Origin of the sequence: Streptomyces sp. NPDC020898, assembly GCF_044333925.1 — a bacterium.
GTDB lineage: Bacteria > Actinomycetota > Actinomycetes > Streptomycetales > Streptomycetaceae > Streptomyces.
Genome location: NZ_JBIRRV010000004.1, coordinates 255,041 through 271,468 on the forward strand (window position 1 = coordinate 255,041; position 16,428 = coordinate 271,468).

Consider the following 16,428-nt stretch of genomic DNA (forward strand, 5'->3'; position numbering starts at 1 on the left):
CGAACGACCCGGAACCCGCTCCCCCTCGGAGACGCGAACCGCCACGGACCGGCCACCGTCATCGACCGGCGCCGGAGGGCGCCTCAGTCCGCGATCGGCAGATACACCCGGTTGCCGGCCGCCGCGAACTCCTTCGACTTCTGCGCCATGCCCTGCTCGATCTCCACCGGCGTGCTGCCGTGCTCGCGTCGGATGTCCTGCGAGATCTTCATCGAGCAGAACTTCGGCCCGCACATCGAGCAGAAGTGGGCCGTCTTGGCGGGCTCGGCAGGCAGGGTCTCGTCGTGGAACTGGCGGGCCGTGTCCGGGTCGAGGGCCAGGTTGAACTGGTCCTCCCACCGGAACTCGAAGCGGGCGTCAGAGAGCGCGTCATCCCATTCCTGCGCACCTGGGTGCCCCTTGGCGAGGTCGGCTGCGTGGGCGGCGATCTTGTAGGTGATGACGCCGGTCTTGACGTCGTCACGGTTGGGCAGGCCCAGGTGCTCCTTGGGCGTGACGTAGCAGAGCATGGCCGTGCCCCACCAGGCGATCATCGCGGCACCGATACCGGAAGTGATGTGGTCGTACGCAGGCGCGACGTCCGTCGTCAGCGGGCCGAGCGTATAGAACGGAGCTTCATCGCAGATCTCCTGCTGTAGGTCGATGTTCTCCTTGATCTTGTGCATCGGGACATGTCCCGGGCCTTCGATCATCGTCTGTACATGGAAACGCTTCGCGATCGTGTTGAGTTCCCCGAGCGTCCTCAACTCGGCGAACTGTGCCTCGTCGTTGGCGTCCGCGATCGAGCCGGGCCGCAGGCCGTCGCCGAGCGAGTACGTGACGTCGTACGTGGCGAGGATTTCGCACAGTTCTTCGAAGTTCTCGTACAGGAACGACTCCTTGTGGTGCGCCAGGCACCACGCCGCCATGATCGAGCCGCCGCGCGAGACGATGCCGGTCTTGCGGTTCGCGGTGAGCGGTACGTACGCCAGGCGGACGCCCGCGTGGACCGTCATGTAGTCCACGCCCTGCTCGGCCTGCTCGACGACCGTGTCCTTGTAGATGTCCCAGGTCAGTTCCTCGGCCCTGCCGTCCACCTTCTCCAACGCCTGGTAGAGCGGCACCGTGCCGATGGGAACGGGGGAGTTGCGCAGTACCCATTCGCGGGTGGTGTGGATGTTGCGGCCGGTGGACAGGTCCATGACCGTGTCGGCGCCCCAGCGCGTCGCCCAGGTCATCTTCTCGACCTCTTCCTCGATGGAGGAAGTGACCGCGGAGTTGCCGATGTTGGCGTTGACCTTCACCAGGAACCGTTTGCCGATGATCATCGGCTCGATCTCCGGGTGGTTGACGTTGGCGGGCAGCACCGCACGCCCGGCGGCGATCTCCTCACGGACCACCTCGGGGTCGACGTTCTCCCGGACGGCCACGAACTCCATCTCGGGCGTGATCTCCCCGCGGCGGGCGTACGCGAGTTGCGTCACCGCCTGTCCGTCCCGGCTCCGGCGCGGCTGCCGGGGCCGTCCCGGGAACACCGCGTCGAGGTTCCTGAGCCCGCCGCGCGGCGAGGTGTGCTTGATCCCGTCGTCCTCCGGGCGGAGAGGCCGGCCCGCGTACTCCTCGGTGTCGCCGCGGGCGATGATCCAGTTCTCGCGCAGCGGCGCCAGCCCCCTGCGGACGTCGGTGTCGACCAGCGGATCGGTGTACGGGCCCGAGGTGTCGTACAGGGTGACCGACTTCCCGTTCGTGAGATGCACCTGACGGACCGGCACCCGCAGGTCGGGGCGCGAGCCGTCGACGTACCCCTTGTGCCAGCCGATGGACTTCCCGGCCTCCTGGGACTGTTCGCCCTGAGGGGGCTGTTCGTCCTGGCTGGAGGCAGGCGTGCGTGTGTCCTTGATGGTCATGAGACCTACTCCCTACGCCGGCATTACCCGGTAACAGGTTCAGCGGTCGACGCAGCGGAATCCGTCTGCCGATGTTTCATGTGAAACATCACTCGTTTCACGTGTTCCACGTGAAACATGGCAAAGACGGAGGTCAGCGCCCTCTCAGCCCGGTGCTCCGAGCTCCCGCGTGTGCAAAGGTGCCTCCACGCTAGCGCCAATTTGGGCGAGGTGAACAGAGGGCCCCTGTCGTTCTTGCGATGATCGGGCGGTGACCACGACGCAAGGACCCCCGTACCCGCCCTCCGAGCCACCGCGCCGAAGCGGTGCCGGACACGGCTCCGGGCAGGACAGCGGAAACGGCGGCGGCACCGGCCAGGAACGCGGGCTCCGGTCCGGCGATGGCCCCGGCGGCCTCGGTGGCGTGTCCCGGCCCGGCGCAGGAACAGGCGGGGCCGGCGGGGCGACCGGACCGAGTGGCAGTCCCGGGTACGGGCCCGGGCGGAGGATCGATCGCGGCTACGGGCCCGGAGCGGGTGCGGGTCAGGGCGGCCGCACGGGCCCGGGCGACCAGGGCCCGGGGTTCGGAGCCGAGGGGCCCGGAACCGGTCAGTTCGACCCCTTTCCCGTATCCGGTGACGGACCAGGTCCTGGTCCCGGCACGGGCGGTGGCGGTGGGCACGACCACGGATCCGTCCCGGGGCAAGGCGCCGGCCATGGACACGGGAACGGCCCGGGCGACAGGTACAGCGGCGGACCCGGCGGCGGTTCCAGCGGTGGACGCGGACCCGGAGCGGGTGGCGGGCAGGGGGGCGGGCACGGCCCCGGACCCGATGACGCCCACGGATCCGACGACGGCCACGGTCAGTCGCACGGCCACAGTCACAGCCATGGCCCGGCCGCCCCGGCCTCTCGCCATCTGCGGAAGATCATCGGGGCGATTCTGATCCCGTTCGCCGCAGCGGTCGTGGTCGGGCTCGTGGTGCTGTGGCCCGGGGGCGCCCCGGGCCACGAGCGCACCGGCGTCGGCTTCGACCGGCAGACCCAGGAGGCCACGGTCACCAAGGTCGTCGCGGTGGACTGCAAGTCCGTCAACGCCTCGGGGGGCACCCCGACCGGCGACACGTCCACCGCCGAGGGCTCCTCGGCGCAGCAGCAGGCGACCGGCGACTGCAAGAGGGCGACGATCCGCGTCGACACCGGTGACGACAAGGGCCGTACCTTCACGGAGATCGTCCAGCCCGACCAGTCACGGCAGTTGCACCAGGATCAGAAGGTCGTGGTCGCCTACGAGCCCTCCGCTCCGAGGGACCTGCAGTACTCGGTCACCGACGTGAACCGCAGGCTCCCCTTGGCCCTGCTCGCCGGCATCTTCGCGCTCGCCGTCGTGGCCGTCGGACGCCTGCGCGGTGTGATGGCGCTGGTCGCGCTGGCCGCCAGTTTCATGGTGCTGACCCTCTTCATCCTGCCGGCGATTCTCCAGGGCTCGAATCCGCTGGTCGTGGCAGTGATCGGAGCGAGCGCCATCATGCTGATCGCGCTCTACATGTGCCATGGCCTGTCGGCCCGTACGTCGGTGGCGGTGCTCGGCACCCTGATCTCGCTGGTGCTGATCGGCGTCCTCGGCTCACTGTTCATCGGCTGGGCCGCGCTGACCGGCAACACGGACGACAACACCGGTCTGATCCATGGCTTGTACCCGTCCATCGACATGAGCGGTCTGCTGCTCGCGGGCGTCATCATCGGTTCGCTCGGTGTCCTCGACGATGTGACGGTGACGCAGACATCGGCGGTCTGGGAGCTGCACGAGGCCAATCCCACGATGGGCTGGCGCGGCCTGTACCGCGCCGGCATCCGTATCGGTCGCGACCACATCGCATCCGTCGTCAACACTCTCGTCCTCGCCTACGCGGGCGCCGCCCTGCCGCTGCTGCTGCTCTTCTCGATCGCGCAGAGCAGCGTCGGTACGGTCGCCAACAGCGAACTCGTCGCGGCGGAGATCGTCCGGACGCTGGTGGGCTCGATCGGCCTGGTCGCGTCGGTCCCGGTGACCACGGCCCTGGCGGCCCTGATGGTCTCGGCCGACCGCCCGGGCTCGGCACCACTGACCTCAAAGGCGGGACCGGCAGCAGGAACCGGGTCCGGAACAGGGACGGTCGCGGCGGAGACAGGGGCAGGGGCCCAGCCGGTACCGGCCCGGGGTGGGAAGGGCCGACGCCGCAAGCACTGACGGCAGCTGGGCCAGACCGGCTCGGCGACTCCGCCGCAGTACGGTGTGGCGCTTCTCCTCCGGTCGAGGAGGAGAAGCGTTACACCACCGCCGCGCTCCGGCGCGGATCTGCTCAGCCCGCGCTCTGCTCCTCCGCCAGGATGCGGACCAGCGCCTCGTCGAGATGGGCGTCGAAATCGGCGAGGGCACGCTCCTGCCCCAGCGGCACCAGCTTGTCCGTGCGGTCGAGGAACGCCACCAGCGGCGCCGCACCGGAGCGGAACAGCGCCTGGTCGCCGCCGACCTGAAGCCGGATCAGTACCTCGCCCAGCACATCGGTGTCGGCGGGTGAGATTCGCACATCTCCGTCCCCGCATGGCCGCCCCACGCCGTCGATCAGCAGCTCGCGCCCGAAGGCCCAGGTCACAGGGGCGTCGCCGGGCAGATGGAAGGTCAGCCGGACGGCATAGGGATCACAGGTCTCGTAGCGCAACTCCACCGGAATACGGAAGGAGAGCTCCTCCGAGACAAGAAAGCTCATCATGACTTCTGCCTGGACCGACTCGCGCATCGCCTACCCCGTCACTTGCCGTGGACTGGCCTGGAATCATCGCTCTGATACTGCTGGCATCTTGCTGAAAGTACACGGCAGATCACAAGGAGTGAGTTTTCAGATACTGATAGAGATCGCGAGCGACCCCAGCAGTCTTCCGACCTCTGCCTGCAGCTGCTGTGCCGCTCTTAGCAGTCGATCGGCTTGGTGGGAAGGAAGAGAAATGGCCAAAGTTCCGGCCGTTGAGCCGACGGTGATCGGAATCGCCGCACAGACCGTCCCCAGCGCGTACTCCTGCCGTTCCACGACCAGTTCCATTCGCCGCATCCGGTCGAGACGCCGCAGCAACGCGTGGTCGTCACGCACCGTGTAGGGCGTAACCGCCTGTACGGGGTGGCGGTCGAGATGGTCCCGACGACCCTGCTCGTCCAACTGCGAGAGCAGACACTGTCCGACGGCATGCGCGTGTCCGGTCTCGCGGAAGGCCGCCCACTCCTCGACCGCCGGGTTGTCGGGGGTGTCGGAGACGCACATGACCTCGATCTCACCCTCGCGGTACACCGCGTAGTACACGGGTACGCCGATCACGTCCCGCCAGTGCGCGAGGGCGTCCACCACCGTGCTGCGGCGCTTCTGCCTCGCTCCGCTGCTGCCCAGGCGCTCGGCAGCCTCACCGAGGAAGAACAGCCCCTTCTCGCGCCGCAGATAGCCCTCGAAGACGAGCGTGCGCAGCAGGTGGTAGGCGGTCGGGAGCGCGAGGCCGGTCTCGCGGGCCAGCTGTTTGGCCGGGGCGCCGTGCTCGTGCGCGGCAACGGACTCCAGCAGATGCATCGCACGCTGTACGGAGCCGATGAGGGTCGCCGTGGCGTGCGGTTCAGCAGGCGGTACGACCACGGGGCCAGGTGCCGATACGCGCTCGGGCAGGGGTGCTGACGAGGGTCTCTCGTCGGGCCGGACGCGAGTCCCCGGGGAAGGCGCGGTCCGCTGCTCGGGCCGTCGCTGTACGGGTGGAGCCTGTGGTTCCGCGGATGCGGTGTCGACCATGTCGAGGGTCACTCTCGAAGGCGAGGGGGCTGCCCGTGCGGAGGAACACGGGAGGAGGGGAAACGCCGTCCACGGGGGCGGTCCCCGCGTCGAATTCCGGACTCTAACCGCCTGTCACCGCACTCAGACGGCCCGTACGGGAAACTTCCCCCGCCCGAGGGAACCGGCGATTCCTGTTACCGGCGCCCGCACCGCCCCACCTACCGGCCCCGTACGCCGATCACCCCGCCGCGCTCACCAGTCGCTGCGCGACGACGAAGTCGACATGAACTTCCGTACGACGTAGATCAGTCCACCGACCAGGGCGACGAAGACCAGCGCCTTGAAGAGCAGGCCGATGACGAAGCCCACGACCGTGGCTATCAGCCCGCCGAACACGACGAGGGCGATGACCGGCACCGCGACCCACTTCACCCACCACGGCATTCCCGCGAAGATCTCTCGCATCGCCTTTTCCTCACTTCTCCGCCCGTCGCATCCGCCGGGGCCTGTGCCCTTCGCTCGTGCCGGGACATTCGATGTTCCGCCTTCGATGCTAGGGCCGGGAGCAGGCCCGGCGGGGGCCTCGCACCCCTTGTCCTCCCCTGATCGATCCCCTAGGGAACCCCGAGGCGGCGCCTCAGCTCTCGGGTGGAGAGAAGACCACCATGACCCGCAGATCTTCACTGATGTGGTGGAACTTGTGGGCCACACCGGCCGGCACGTACACGACGCTGCCGCGCGCCACCTGGGTCGTCTCCATACCGACCGTGATCGCGGCACGCCCGCTCACCACGAAGTACACCTCGTCCTGACGGTGGGGCTGCTGCGGATCCTGCTCGCCCGCGTCCAGCGCGTACAGGCCGACCGACATGTTCCGTTCGTGCAGGAACTGCAGGTAGGCGCCGTCGTTGGCGGCACGTTCCGCCTCCAGTTCATCCAACCGGAATGCCTTCATCGCCCTCGCCCACGCTCGTAACCGATCTCTTCTGCCACGATCAGACACATGAAGAATTTCGTAGTCAAGACGATCGCCAACGCGGGCGCTCTCGGCGTGGCCGTGTGGGTGCTCGACAAGATCACCCTGACCGGTGACAGCACGGGCAAGAAGATCGGCACACTGATAGTCGTCGCGCTCCTGTTCGGCCTGGTGAACTTCCTGGTCAAGCCCATCGTGAAGGTGCTCACCTTCCCGCTGTTCCTCCTCACGCTCGGCCTGATCACCTTGGTGGTCAACGCCCTGATGCTGCTGCTCACCTCGTGGCTGGCCGACAAGTTCGACCTGAGCTTCCACGTCGAGGGCTTCTGGACGGCCGTCCTGGGCGGCCTGATCATTTCGATCGTCTCCTGGGCGCTGCACGTCGTCCTGCCCGACGAGGACTGAGGACGCCCGATGTCCTACCGCGTCTGTTTCGTCTGCACCGGCAATATCTGCCGCTCCCCGATGGCCGAGTCCGTCTTCCGCACGCGCGTGGCGGAGGCCGGACTGGCCGGCCTGGTCGAGGTCGACAGCGCCGGCACGGACGGCTGGCACGAGGGCGACGGCGCCGACCCGCGCACGGTCTCCGTGCTGGAGGCGGGCGGTTACGACAGCGGCCACGCGGCCCGGCGGTTCCGGGCCGCGTGGTTCGCCCACCTCGACCTCGTCATCGCCCTCGACGCCGGTCATCTGAAGGCCCTGCGCCGCCTCGCGCCCACTCCGGAGGACGCGGCGAAGGTGCGGCTGCTGCGCTCGTTCGATCCCTCCTCGAACTCGAACACTGATCTCGACGTCCCGGACCCGTACTACGGGGGTATGGACGGCTTCGAGGAGTGCCTTGAGATGGTGGAGGCGGCGAGCGCGGGCCTGCTCGCCGCGGTGCGGGTGGAAGTGGAGGGACGGGCGGCATGAGTGATTCGGCTGCGAACAAGAGTTTGGGTGGGCGTGTGACCTCGAGCATGGGTGACGGCACACGCGCGGTACGGGCGGGGCTGCCCGAGCCGGTCACGTACGAACCGGCCCTCCCCGGACCCGTGTTCGCGGCCCACTACCACCTGCCGGGTGACCCCACCGGCCCGTACACCTACGGCCGCGACGAGAACCCGACCTGGACACTCCTGGAGCGTGCCATCGGCGAGCTGGAGGCGCCGGAGCAGGACGGCGTCGAGACGCTCGTCTTCGCCTCCGGCATGGCCGCCGTCTCGTCGGTGCTCTTCTCCCAGCTGCGCACCGGGGACACGGTCGTCCTGCCCGGCGACGGTTACCAGGCGCTGCACCTCGTGCGGGCCCAGCTGGAGGAGTACGGCATCGAGGTGCGCACCGCTCCGACCGGCGGCGACGCCCAGCTCGACGTCCTCGACGGCGCGCGCCTGCTGTGGATCGAGACCCCGTCGAACCCCGGGCTCGACGTGTGCGACGTACGACGACTCGCCGAGGCGGCACACGCGCGTGGCTGTCTGGTGGCCGTCGACAACACCCTGGCGACACCGCTCGGTCAGCGCCCGCTGGAGCTCGGCGCCGACTTCTCGGTGGCCAGCGGCACCAAACAGCTCACCGGCCACGGAGACGTCCTGCTCGGATATGTCAGCGGTACGGACGCTTCCGCGATGGCGGTCGTACGAAGGTGGCGCAAGGTCGTCGGGGCGATTCCCGGTCCCATGGAGGCCTGGCTCGCGCACCGGTCGATCGCCACGCTCCCGTTGCGCGTCGACCGGCAGGACACCACCGCCCTGGCTCTCGCCGAGGCCCTGCGCGGGCGGCCCGGGGTGACCGGGCTGCGCTATCCGGGGCTGCCGGAGGATCCCTCGCACAAGATCGCTTCGCAGCAGATGCGGCGCTATGGGTGTGTGGTTTCCTTCGCGCTGCCCACGCGCGCGCGTGCCGACCGTTTTCTCGGCGCACTGCGGCTCGTGGACGACGCGACGAGCTTCGGCGGCGTGCGGTCCACGGCCGAACGGCGCGGCCGGTGGGGCGGGGACGCGGTGCCGGAGGGCTTCATCCGCTTCTCGGTCGGTGCCGAGGATCCGGGTGACCTGGTGGCTGATGTGCTGCGCGCGCTGGACGAGTCGACAGACTGACCGCTCGGCGCGGGGCTTACGAGGGGCCCGCTACGCACAACAGACGGTCCGAGCCTCCCCCCTCGTGGCTCGGACCGCCCCGGTTCCGCGCGCGAGGAACCGCGCGAGCAAGGCTAGTTGACTCTCTGTCAGTGTCCAATCACCGTAGCGACAGAGGCCTATCGACTTATTTATAGTTGGGCGCGGCCGGGGGGCCGGGACCAGGGCAGAGGAGGAGGCGGGCGCGCCGTGGATCTGACGTTGCTGCGCACCTTCGTGACCGTCCACCGGGCCGGCTCCTTCACCCGTGCCGCCGCCCTGCTCGGCCTCTCGCAGCCTGCCGTCACCTCTCAGATCCGCACCCTGGAACGGCAGCTGGGGCGCCCTCTGTTCCTGCGCCAGGCCCGTGGCGTGACCCCCACGACCATCGGCGACGAGCTCGCGCACAAGGCCGCGCCGCATCTCGACGCCCTGGTGGAGATCGCCGAGACCGGGCTCGACGAGGACTCTTCCGTACGCACGCTGCATCTCGCAGGGCCACCGGAGTTCACCGCGGAACGCGCGGTTCCCGCACTCACGGAGCTGACCGGTGACGACGGCCAGAGCCTCGCGCTGCGCGTCTCTTTCGGCAACGCCGAGGAAACCCTGGAGGGGCTGTCCGCCGGGCATCACGATCTGGCCATCAGTACGGCCCGTCCGCGCGGTTCCCTGCTCACGGCGACTGCGCTCTGCGACGAGGAACACGTCCTGGTCGCCGCTCCGCGCTGGGCCGCCCACAACGGCTGCGGGAAGCCGCGCCGTCTCGGAGCGTCCGACCTGGAGAACCTCCCCGTGGTGGAGGTCCACGAGTCGCTGCCCCTGGTAGCCCGCTACTGGGCCTCCGTCTTCGACTCCCGCCCGGCCGCCTCGGGCACGGTCATTGTGCCCGACCTGCGTGCTGTCCTCGCGTGTGCGGCTGCGGGCGCGGGCCTCGCGGTGCTGCCCCGCTATCTGTGCGCGGCCGCCCTGGAGCGCGGTGAGGTGGTCACGCTGCTCGATCCGGCGGTGCCCCCGCTACGAACGTACTTCCTGGTGGTCCGCACCGGCACACTGGCGATGCCGCACATCGCACGGGCACACGAGTGGCTCCAGCGCGCGGCTACCGACTGGAGCTGAACCCCTCGGGCCTCGCTTCTTTCCCCTCATGGGCCCCTGCGATGTTTCACGTGAAACAGGCATTTCGCCTCTCGCGGGTCCGTCATCTTCGCCTCACGGAGAGCACTCGGAGTACTTCGCGTAGAGCTGACATGTTTCACGTGGAACCAGCCGGGCCACATTTCTCCCATGACCGTCCGACCCGTGGTCAAGCGCACCGCACGCGCCATCCTGCTCGATGGCGACGACCTGATCCTCATCAAGCGCACCAAGCCAGGTGTCGATCCCTACTGGCTCACTCCGGGCGGCGGGGTCGAACCGGACGACACGACCGTCGTCGACGCCCTGCACCGTGAAGTACATGAAGAACTCGGCGCCAAGGTCACCGACGTGGTGCCCTGTTTCGTGGACACCGTCGAGCACATCGGCTCGGACATCGGCACGACCGGCGTGAAAGTCCAGCACTTCTTCGTCTGCCGTCTGGAGTCCATGAACCTCTCACTGCGGCACGGCCCCGAAATCGACGAGCCCTCCGGTGAGTACGAGATCGTCCGTATCCCCTTCACCCGGGTCGGCATCGCCTCTGTCCATCTCGTACCGCTGTCGTTGCGCCACTTCCTGGACGGGAACATCGAGGGCGTACGGGCCATGCACGCGCCCGACCTGGGCTGACAGTGCGCAGGCCCGATCAGTTCCCCGTGACGACCAGTTCCTCCACCGAGTCGTGGCGGATCCGCTCCGTGGGGAATCCGGCGTGCCGCAGCGCGTCCACACCGCTGCGGATCATCCCGGGCGGGCCCGACAGATAGGCGTCGTACTCGTACCAGGGCCCGTACTCCCGTACGGCGTCGGGGAGCTGGAGATGCGCCTGCTGGTCGATGACCGCGCGTACCGCGAGCCAGGGGTGGCTCTGCTGGAGCCGCAGCATGGTGTCGATGTCGTACAGGTCGAGATCGGTGCGGGCGCCGTAGAACACCTCGACTCGCCGCCGGTCGCCGTGTTCGGCGACGTCCTCGACCAGTGCCTTGATGGGTGCGATGCCGGTGCCACCGCCCAGACAGAGCAGGCCGCTGTCGGTGGTGTGGTCAACGGTCATCGTGCCGGCAGGCGGGCCGAGCCGGACAACGTCGCCGGGCCGGGCGCGGTGCACCAGCGCGTTGGAGACCCAGCCCGCGGGGACCGCCTTCACGTGGAACGACAGCAGACCGTCGGAGCGAGGCGCGGAGGCGAAGGAGTAGTGCCGCCAGATGCGGGGCCACCAGGGCGTCTCCAGGCTCGTGTACTGCCCGGCGCGGAACGGGTACGGCTGGTTGGGCCGGACGGTGATGACGGCGATGTCCGGGGTCCTGAGATCGTGCGAGACGACCTCCCCGTACCACCAGGCCGGCGCGCGCAGTTCGTCCACGGCAGCCGCGTCGATCATCACCTGCGACATCGTCGTGTACACCCGCACCCAGGCCGCTTCTGTCTCCTGGTCCCAGATCGCGGCGGCGTACCGGCTCAGCGAGCCGATGAGGCACTCGCCGACGGCCGGGTAGTGCTCGGGCCGGGTGTCGTATTTACGGTGGCCGCGGCCGAGGTTCTGCAGATATGCGACGAGGACCTCGGTGTTGTCGATGTGCTCGGCGGCGGTGAGCAGTGCCTTGAGCAGCCGGTCCCGCTGGGTGTCCATCGCGGCCGGGAACAGTGAGCGCAGTTCGGGATGACGAACGAAGAGGAGCGCGTAGAAGTACGAGGTGACCTTGTCGGCGACAGTCCCGATCTCGTCCATGGTCCGCCGGATGAGCACCGCATCCGAGGATGCCTCCCGGAGAGGGGCGGAGGTCAGGGCGGACGGCTGATCGAGGGCCGACTCCGGACGGGCCGGCGCTGCGGGAGGCGGGGAAGCTGCCGTATCGGAAACCTGAGGGCCCGGCGCGAACGGGGAAGGCGCGGACTCGGTGACCGGAGGCGCAGGAGTGAAGGGCGCGGGCAGCGGCGACGCGGGGGCGAGCGGCAGGGGAGGCAGGGGTGCGAGTGGCGGAGACGCGGCGGCCCGGGGCGCGGACGTCACAGGGGCCGTCGGGGGCACGGAGGTCGGCGGCGCGGGTATTCGCTCCTGCTCCGGCGTGGGACCAGCCTCAGCAGGACGGGCGCTGTCGTTCGGTGAGGAGCCCGTGGCACCGCTCGTCATGGGCCGGCCGACAGGACGCAGCGCGGCCAGCCGACTGCCCTCGGTCGCTTCCTGTTCACCGCCGGGAGGCACCTCGGGCTGCTTGCGCGGCTTGAACCAGCCGCCCCCGCCGCTGCCGCCGGAAGTGCCATTGTCGGCGGACGTGGTGGTCGGAGCGTCCATGGTGTGCCTCGCCTCGAACATCTTTCAGTCGGTCTGAGCACTTCCTCGTTCGGAATGTGCCCACGTTCCCCCGCTGACGGCTTGCTTTCCCCGTTCGGCCCCCGACCGATGCGGCCACATTCAACCCGGACTACCGCTCCGTACGGACAAGTAAGGCCAGAGTGTGACATTGGCCGCAGCGCTCTCACCGCAGCGTCCCACTGTGGACGAACGCCTCCATGTGTAACCGGAAATACGGGTTTTCGATCTCTCCATCCCGTTAGGCTGCATTGCCCTGCTCTTGCCGCGTGCGCGGGATACGCACCCCGACGCGTACAAGAACCGGAGTCGACGATACCGGCCGCCGCCGCGCGCACAACTCCCGCCCGCCCTCACCGCGAACACGCAGGGGGCGAACCATCAATTCCGTCAATTACCGGGCGCCGCGCACCAATTCATAGGCATCCCACAAGTCCCGGCCCACGTAGGTGTGGGTCGCCAGGCCCGCCAGATGACGGTCCGCGTTGACCGCGACGGAGACCGGTACGACCCCGAAGAGCTCCGCGTCGGAGAGTGAATCGCCGTACGCGACACAGTCGGCCCGGGTCAGCCCGAACTGTCCACAGAGCCGGTCCGCTATCTCCACTTTGGCCGCGGAGTTCAGGATCCCGGTCGGATCCAACGGCTCCGTGAACGGCACCACGGGGAAGCGCGAACCGTGCGCCGCATGGGCACCCCACCCTGTCAGCCGCTCGACGAAGAACGAGGGCGACAGCGAGACGACGGCGCAGTACTCCCCTCGGTCCCTGATCTCGGCCCAGGTCTCCCTGATCCGGCTCAGCCAGGGCGCTCCCCTGAAGGCAGCGTCGACATGCGCCTCGGTCAGCTCCGCCCAGAGGAGGTGCACACGCCGGGCGTACTCGGCCGGCTCTGTACGCCGCGCCACGAAGTCCCGCTCCAGTTCGGCTATTTCGCGGTCGAGCCCCAACTGCCGGGATATCTCCACCGTCGCGGCCGAACCGCGAAGCAGCGTTCCGTCGAGGTCGAAGAGATGCAGTCGCGTCATGTGTGCCGAGGCTAGGGCCTGTCGCCCTATGACCGATGCTCACCGTTTCACGTGAAACATCTGTCCATGCGCTGCACGGACCGGCACGACATGGCCAAAAGGCCGTGCGTCCGACCACAAACAGGTGGACGCCGAGTGCACTGGTCGGACAGCCTGACCTGCGTGCCGACTCCTTCCCTCGCTGATCTGCCCATCCGCCGTCTGACGCGCCGCGACCTCACCGCCTGCGCCGACCTGTCCGAAGACCGGGGCTGGCCCCGCGAGGAGCACAAGTGGAGTCTCCTGCTCACGGCCGCGAAGGGCTACGGCATCGACGACCCCGGCGGCGGACTGGTCGCCGCATGCGTCGTCACCGAGTACGGACCGTACGGAAACCCCGAGTTGGGTGCCATCGGCATGGTGCTGGTCGCCGAGCGGCATGCCCGCCAGGGTGTCGGGCGACGGCTGATGCGGCACATCGTCGCCGCGATGGGCACCACGCCACTGACACTGCACGCGACCCCGTACGGCCGTCCGCTCTACGAGGAACTCGGCTTCAAGGTCACCGGCAGGGCCGAGATGGTGCACGGGCGCTTCACACCGCACGGGCCGGAGCCCAGGGTCGGCACGCGCCCGGCCACGGCCGAGGATCTCGCCGGGATCATCCGGCTCGACGAGGACGTGTTCGGCGCCGACCGCACCCACATCATCACCCGGCTGCCCGCTTTCGCCGACCGGCTACGAATCGCCGAGAAAGACGGCCGGATCATCGGCTACGCGGCGGCCTGGCCCAACATGGACACCCATGTGGTCGGCCCTCTCATCGCCCACGACACGGAGACGGCGAAGGCCCTCCTCGCCTCACTCGCCGCCCACACCGACCGCCCGCTGCGTACGGACATCGACGTACAGCACGAGGAACTGCTGACGTGGGTGAAGGAGCGCGGGCTGGCACCCGTGGCCTTCAACTCGGTGATGACGTACGGCATCTCCGAATTGCCGGGTGACTGGACACGGCGTTTCGCACCGCTGACGGTGGCGGCGGGCTGAGTATCCGCAACAAGCCGCACACGTCGGCGGGCGTGTAGGCGGGGCCTGGAGGCGGCTGTGAGGACGGTCGTCGCCATGGTGAGCAGGACTTGGATGTTCCTGAAGACGGCCAGTCCGTGGCACAGATGCGCGCCTTCTGCCTTGGGCCTCCCGGGGACGGGCTTACCGACGCCGGTGAGTCCGTCCCTTGGTCCGGTCCGTGGAGTCGGTGAACCTGCGGACATAGGCTGTGGCCATGGGAGATCTCGATATACGGCCCGCGACGGCGGCGGACGTTCCCGCGATCGTCGGCATGCTCGCCGATGATCCGCTGGGCGCGCAGCGCGAATCGCCGGACGACCTGACCCCGTACCTGACCGCACTGAACCGTCTGTCCTCCGACCCGAACCAACACCTGGTCGTCGCGGTCCGCGAAGGCCAGGTGGTCGGCACGCTCCAGCTCACCATCATTCCCGGGTTGTCCCGCAAGGGGGCGACCCGCTCCATCATCGAAGGCGTGCGCGTCCACTCCGACGAACGCGGCAGCGGCCTGGGCACGCAGCTCATCGAGTGGGCGATCGACACGTCTCGTCACGAGAACTGCCAGTTGGTTCAGCTGACCTCGGACGCCACTCGCACGGACGCCCACCGTTTCTACGAGCGGCTCGGTTTCACGCCTTCACACGTGGGCTTCAAGCTCCAGCTCTGAACACCGCCGGGGCCTGCGGTCGAAGGCGTCAGGCCCCGCCGGCCACCGTTTCACACCAAGAGCGTCATGTTTCACGTGAAACATGACGCTTCCCGGCAAGCGTCGCCTAGCTGATGCCGCGCCACCCCTCCGGGTCCACCCCGCCCGGCACAGAAGCCCCCTCCTCGTACGGCTGACGCACGAAGACGAACGACCCGAGGTCCAGGTGGTCCACCGTCCCGTCCGGCCGCCGTACGACCCGCAGAGGCTCTCCGGCGAAGTAGCCGTCGAGCCCCGTCCAGGTGCCGCCGGCGTTCGCCCTGAAACGCGAACGGCGGCCGATACCGGACAAGGGCCCCAGCGAGACGTCCCCATCGGCCAACAGTCGCAGGACATAGGGGGCGGTCCCCCAGTACCACTGCCCCGCCAACTCCAGTACGGACCTGTCGACTTCGGGCAACGGACGCCACGGCTCAGGAATCCGCGGTTCGGCCTCCGCGACGATCCTCACGAGATCGGCGGCGACCGCGGCCACCGGCGGGCCCGAGGTGCAGTTGGCCAGAACGACGGCCGCGAGGTCGTCCGCCACGCTGATCGTGAGACTCGCCAGGAAGCCTGGCAGCGATCCGCCATGCCCCACCAGCATCCGGCCGTCCCGGCACTGGACCTGCATCCCGAGTCCGTACGCCGAGCCTGCGGCCACGTCCTCCGACTCGGCCGGAGCAGCGGGCGTACGCATCTCCAGAACGGATGCGGCGCTCAGCACCCGGTCGTCCCCCTTGGTCAGGAAGGCGGCGAAGCGCGCCAAGTCCCCTGTGGTGGACCAGAGCTGACCGGCCGGCGCCATCCGCCCGAGGTCCTCGGTCGGCTCCGGCAGCATCACATCGGCCCAGGGATGCACGGCCCAGCCGCCCGCCTGAGGTGCCTGCGGCTGTCCGCTGGTCCGCTCCAGCCCCAGAGGTTCGAGCACCTCCCGCCGCAGCACGTCCTCCCACGGGGCGCCGCGCAACTCCTCGACCATCGCGCCGAGGAGGCTGTAGCCAGGGTTCGAATAGTGGTGGCGCCGCCCCACGGGGTGCAGGAACGGCCGATCCCCGAGTACGTCGGCCAGCTCGGGCCGCAGGGATCCGGGTGTCCGCTCCCACCAGGGAGCGGGCGCCTCGGCCGCCAACCCACCGGTGTGCGCGAGCAGTTCGGCGACCGTGACCTCCCCCGCACCGGTTCCCGGCAGGTGCTTCTCCAGCGGATCGACGAGGTCGAGAAGCCCCTCGTCACGCAGTCGCATCACCAGCACGGCCGTAAAGGTCTTGGTGATCGAACCGATCCGGTACTGCACGTTGGCATCGGGCGCATGCCCGTCCACCGAGGTGCGTGCCCCGTTCCACACGGTCTCCCCGCCCCGCACAACCGCCGCAACCAACGACGGTGCCCGCCCTTCACTCTGGGCAACAGCGATCCGATGCAGCAACGCCCGCTGCGTACCGGGAAGGAGTTCGTCCTGAGGTGTTGTCATGCGGCAAGTTCATCGGTCG

The 16,428-nt window shown here is 68.9% G+C and carries 16 protein-coding genes and 1 riboswitch; of the genes, 8 read left to right on the forward strand and 8 right to left on the reverse strand.

Going from position 1 to position 16,428, the window contains the following annotated elements:
• Positions 1-83: 83 nt before the first annotated feature.
• A complete protein-coding gene (gene thiC, locus ACH4TV_RS15560; protein ID WP_398398199.1) occupies positions 84-1,886 on the reverse strand; it encodes a phosphomethylpyrimidine synthase ThiC in 1,803 nt (600 codons plus the stop codon).
• Positions 1,879-2,065, reverse strand: a riboswitch (TPP riboswitch). (Overlaps the previous gene by 8 nt.)
• Before the next feature lie 308 nt (positions 2,066-2,373).
• On the opposite strand from thiC, the gene ACH4TV_RS15565 reads away from it, so the two are divergent.
• Positions 2,374-4,095: a YibE/F family protein gene (locus tag ACH4TV_RS15565; protein ID WP_398398817.1), complete on the forward strand. Its 1,722-nt coding sequence runs from the start codon at positions 2,374-2,376 to the stop codon at positions 4,093-4,095.
• Between the two features lie 112 nt (positions 4,096-4,207).
• Here the strand turns inward: ACH4TV_RS15565 and ACH4TV_RS15570 are convergent, their stop codons facing one another.
• The 4 genes from ACH4TV_RS15570 to ACH4TV_RS15585 all read right to left on the reverse strand — a co-directional run bounded on the left by ACH4TV_RS15570 (position 4,208) and on the right by ACH4TV_RS15585 (position 6,608).
• Positions 4,208-4,645, reverse strand: coding sequence for an SsgA family sporulation/cell division regulator (locus ACH4TV_RS15570; protein ID WP_398398201.1), 438 nt, complete (start codon positions 4,643-4,645; stop codon positions 4,208-4,210).
• Between the two features lie 99 nt (positions 4,646-4,744).
• Positions 4,745-5,671: an IclR family transcriptional regulator C-terminal domain-containing protein gene (locus ACH4TV_RS15575; RefSeq protein WP_398398819.1), complete on the reverse strand. Its 927-nt coding sequence runs from the start codon at positions 5,669-5,671 to the stop codon at positions 4,745-4,747.
• Between the two features lie 234 nt (positions 5,672-5,905).
• Positions 5,906-6,118, reverse strand: coding sequence for a DUF5326 family protein (locus ACH4TV_RS15580; RefSeq protein WP_398398202.1), 213 nt, complete (start codon positions 6,116-6,118; stop codon positions 5,906-5,908).
• 172 nt (positions 6,119-6,290) lie between these two features.
• Positions 6,291-6,608 (reverse strand): cupin domain-containing protein, encoded by a 318-nt coding sequence (locus tag ACH4TV_RS15585; RefSeq protein WP_398398204.1) that lies wholly within the window; start codon positions 6,606-6,608, stop codon positions 6,291-6,293.
• A gap of 48 nt (positions 6,609-6,656) precedes the next feature.
• On the opposite strand from ACH4TV_RS15585, the gene ACH4TV_RS15590 reads away from it, so the two are divergent.
• From ACH4TV_RS15590 to ACH4TV_RS15610, 5 genes are all read left to right on the forward strand, one after another.
• Entirely contained in the window at positions 6,657-7,034 is a 378-nt protein-coding gene (locus ACH4TV_RS15590) for a phage holin family protein (protein ID WP_398398206.1), read from the forward strand.
• A 9-nt stretch (positions 7,035-7,043) separates the two neighbouring features.
• Positions 7,044-7,541 carry a low molecular weight protein-tyrosine-phosphatase gene (locus tag ACH4TV_RS15595; protein WP_398398208.1) on the forward strand — a complete coding sequence of 166 codons (498 nt, stop codon included), beginning with the start codon at positions 7,044-7,046 and terminating at the stop codon, positions 7,539-7,541.
• Positions 7,538-8,707, forward strand: a complete 1,170-nt coding sequence (locus tag ACH4TV_RS15600; RefSeq protein ID WP_398398210.1) for a cystathionine gamma-lyase — start codon at positions 7,538-7,540, stop codon at positions 8,705-8,707. Before ACH4TV_RS15595 ends, ACH4TV_RS15600 begins: the two co-directional genes overlap by 4 nt.
• A 228-nt stretch (positions 8,708-8,935) precedes the next feature.
• On the forward strand, positions 8,936-9,841 hold the full coding sequence (locus ACH4TV_RS15605) for a LysR family transcriptional regulator (RefSeq protein WP_398398212.1): 906 nt from the start codon (positions 8,936-8,938) through the stop codon (positions 9,839-9,841).
• A gap of 168 nt (positions 9,842-10,009) precedes the next feature.
• Positions 10,010-10,492 (forward strand): NUDIX domain-containing protein, encoded by a 483-nt coding sequence (locus ACH4TV_RS15610; RefSeq protein ID WP_398398215.1) that lies wholly within the window; start codon positions 10,010-10,012, stop codon positions 10,490-10,492.
• Positions 10,493-10,508: 16 nt separating this feature from the next.
• Here the strand turns inward: ACH4TV_RS15610 and ACH4TV_RS15615 are convergent, their stop codons facing one another.
• Together ACH4TV_RS15615 and ACH4TV_RS15620 are read right to left on the reverse strand one after the other, a co-directional pair.
• Entirely contained in the window at positions 10,509-12,155 is a 1,647-nt protein-coding gene (locus tag ACH4TV_RS15615; RefSeq protein WP_398398216.1) for a globin domain-containing protein, read from the reverse strand.
• 412 nt (positions 12,156-12,567) lie between these two features.
• Positions 12,568-13,200 (reverse strand): HAD family hydrolase, encoded by a 633-nt coding sequence (locus tag ACH4TV_RS15620; protein WP_398398218.1) that lies wholly within the window; start codon positions 13,198-13,200, stop codon positions 12,568-12,570.
• Between the two features lie 162 nt (positions 13,201-13,362).
• Between ACH4TV_RS15620 and ACH4TV_RS15625 the strand changes: the two genes are divergently transcribed.
• Both ACH4TV_RS15625 and ACH4TV_RS15630 read left to right on the forward strand, forming a co-directional pair.
• On the forward strand, positions 13,363-14,229 hold the full coding sequence (locus tag ACH4TV_RS15625) for a GNAT family N-acetyltransferase (RefSeq protein WP_398398220.1): 867 nt from the start codon (positions 13,363-13,365) through the stop codon (positions 14,227-14,229).
• A gap of 235 nt (positions 14,230-14,464) precedes the next feature.
• Entirely contained in the window at positions 14,465-14,917 is a 453-nt protein-coding gene (locus ACH4TV_RS15630; RefSeq protein WP_398398222.1) for a GNAT family N-acetyltransferase, read from the forward strand.
• A 106-nt stretch (positions 14,918-15,023) separates the two neighbouring features.
• Here ACH4TV_RS15630 and ACH4TV_RS15635 read toward each other — a convergent pair whose 3' ends face one another.
• Positions 15,024-16,409 carry a serine hydrolase domain-containing protein gene (locus ACH4TV_RS15635; protein ID WP_398398223.1) on the reverse strand — a complete coding sequence of 462 codons (1,386 nt, stop codon included), beginning with the start codon at positions 16,407-16,409 and terminating at the stop codon, positions 15,024-15,026.
• Positions 16,410-16,428 lie beyond the last annotated feature (19 nt).

What these genes read in the sequence shown, in the direction of transcription:
- thiC (WP_398398199.1), bottom strand. Translation starts at nt 1,886, where the DNA reads ATGACCATCAAGGACACACGCACGCCTGCCTCCAGCCAGGACGAACAG.
- ACH4TV_RS15570 (WP_398398201.1), bottom strand. Translation starts at nt 4,645, where the DNA reads ATGCGCGAGTCGGTCCAGGCAGAAGTCATGATGAGCTTTCTTGTCTCG.
- ACH4TV_RS15575 (WP_398398819.1), bottom strand. Translation starts at nt 5,671, where the DNA reads ATGGTCGACACCGCATCCGCGGAACCACAGGCTCCACCCGTACAGCGA.
- ACH4TV_RS15580 (WP_398398202.1), bottom strand. Translation starts at nt 6,118, where the DNA reads ATGCGAGAGATCTTCGCGGGAATGCCGTGGTGGGTGAAGTGGGTCGCG.
- ACH4TV_RS15585 (WP_398398204.1), bottom strand. Translation starts at nt 6,608, where the DNA reads ATGAAGGCATTCCGGTTGGATGAACTGGAGGCGGAACGTGCCGCCAAC.
- ACH4TV_RS15590 (WP_398398206.1), top strand. Translation starts at nt 6,657, where the DNA reads ATGAAGAATTTCGTAGTCAAGACGATCGCCAACGCGGGCGCTCTCGGC.
- ACH4TV_RS15595 (WP_398398208.1), top strand. Translation starts at nt 7,044, where the DNA reads ATGTCCTACCGCGTCTGTTTCGTCTGCACCGGCAATATCTGCCGCTCC.
- ACH4TV_RS15600 (WP_398398210.1), top strand. Translation starts at nt 7,538, where the DNA reads ATGAGTGATTCGGCTGCGAACAAGAGTTTGGGTGGGCGTGTGACCTCG.
- ACH4TV_RS15610 (WP_398398215.1), top strand. Translation starts at nt 10,010, where the DNA reads ATGACCGTCCGACCCGTGGTCAAGCGCACCGCACGCGCCATCCTGCTC.
- ACH4TV_RS15615 (WP_398398216.1), bottom strand. Translation starts at nt 12,155, where the DNA reads ATGGACGCTCCGACCACCACGTCCGCCGACAATGGCACTTCCGGCGGC.
- ACH4TV_RS15620 (WP_398398218.1), bottom strand. Translation starts at nt 13,200, where the DNA reads ATGACGCGACTGCATCTCTTCGACCTCGACGGAACGCTGCTTCGCGGT.
- ACH4TV_RS15630 (WP_398398222.1), top strand. Translation starts at nt 14,465, where the DNA reads ATGGGAGATCTCGATATACGGCCCGCGACGGCGGCGGACGTTCCCGCG.
- ACH4TV_RS15635 (WP_398398223.1), bottom strand. Translation starts at nt 16,409, where the DNA reads ATGACAACACCTCAGGACGAACTCCTTCCCGGTACGCAGCGGGCGTTG.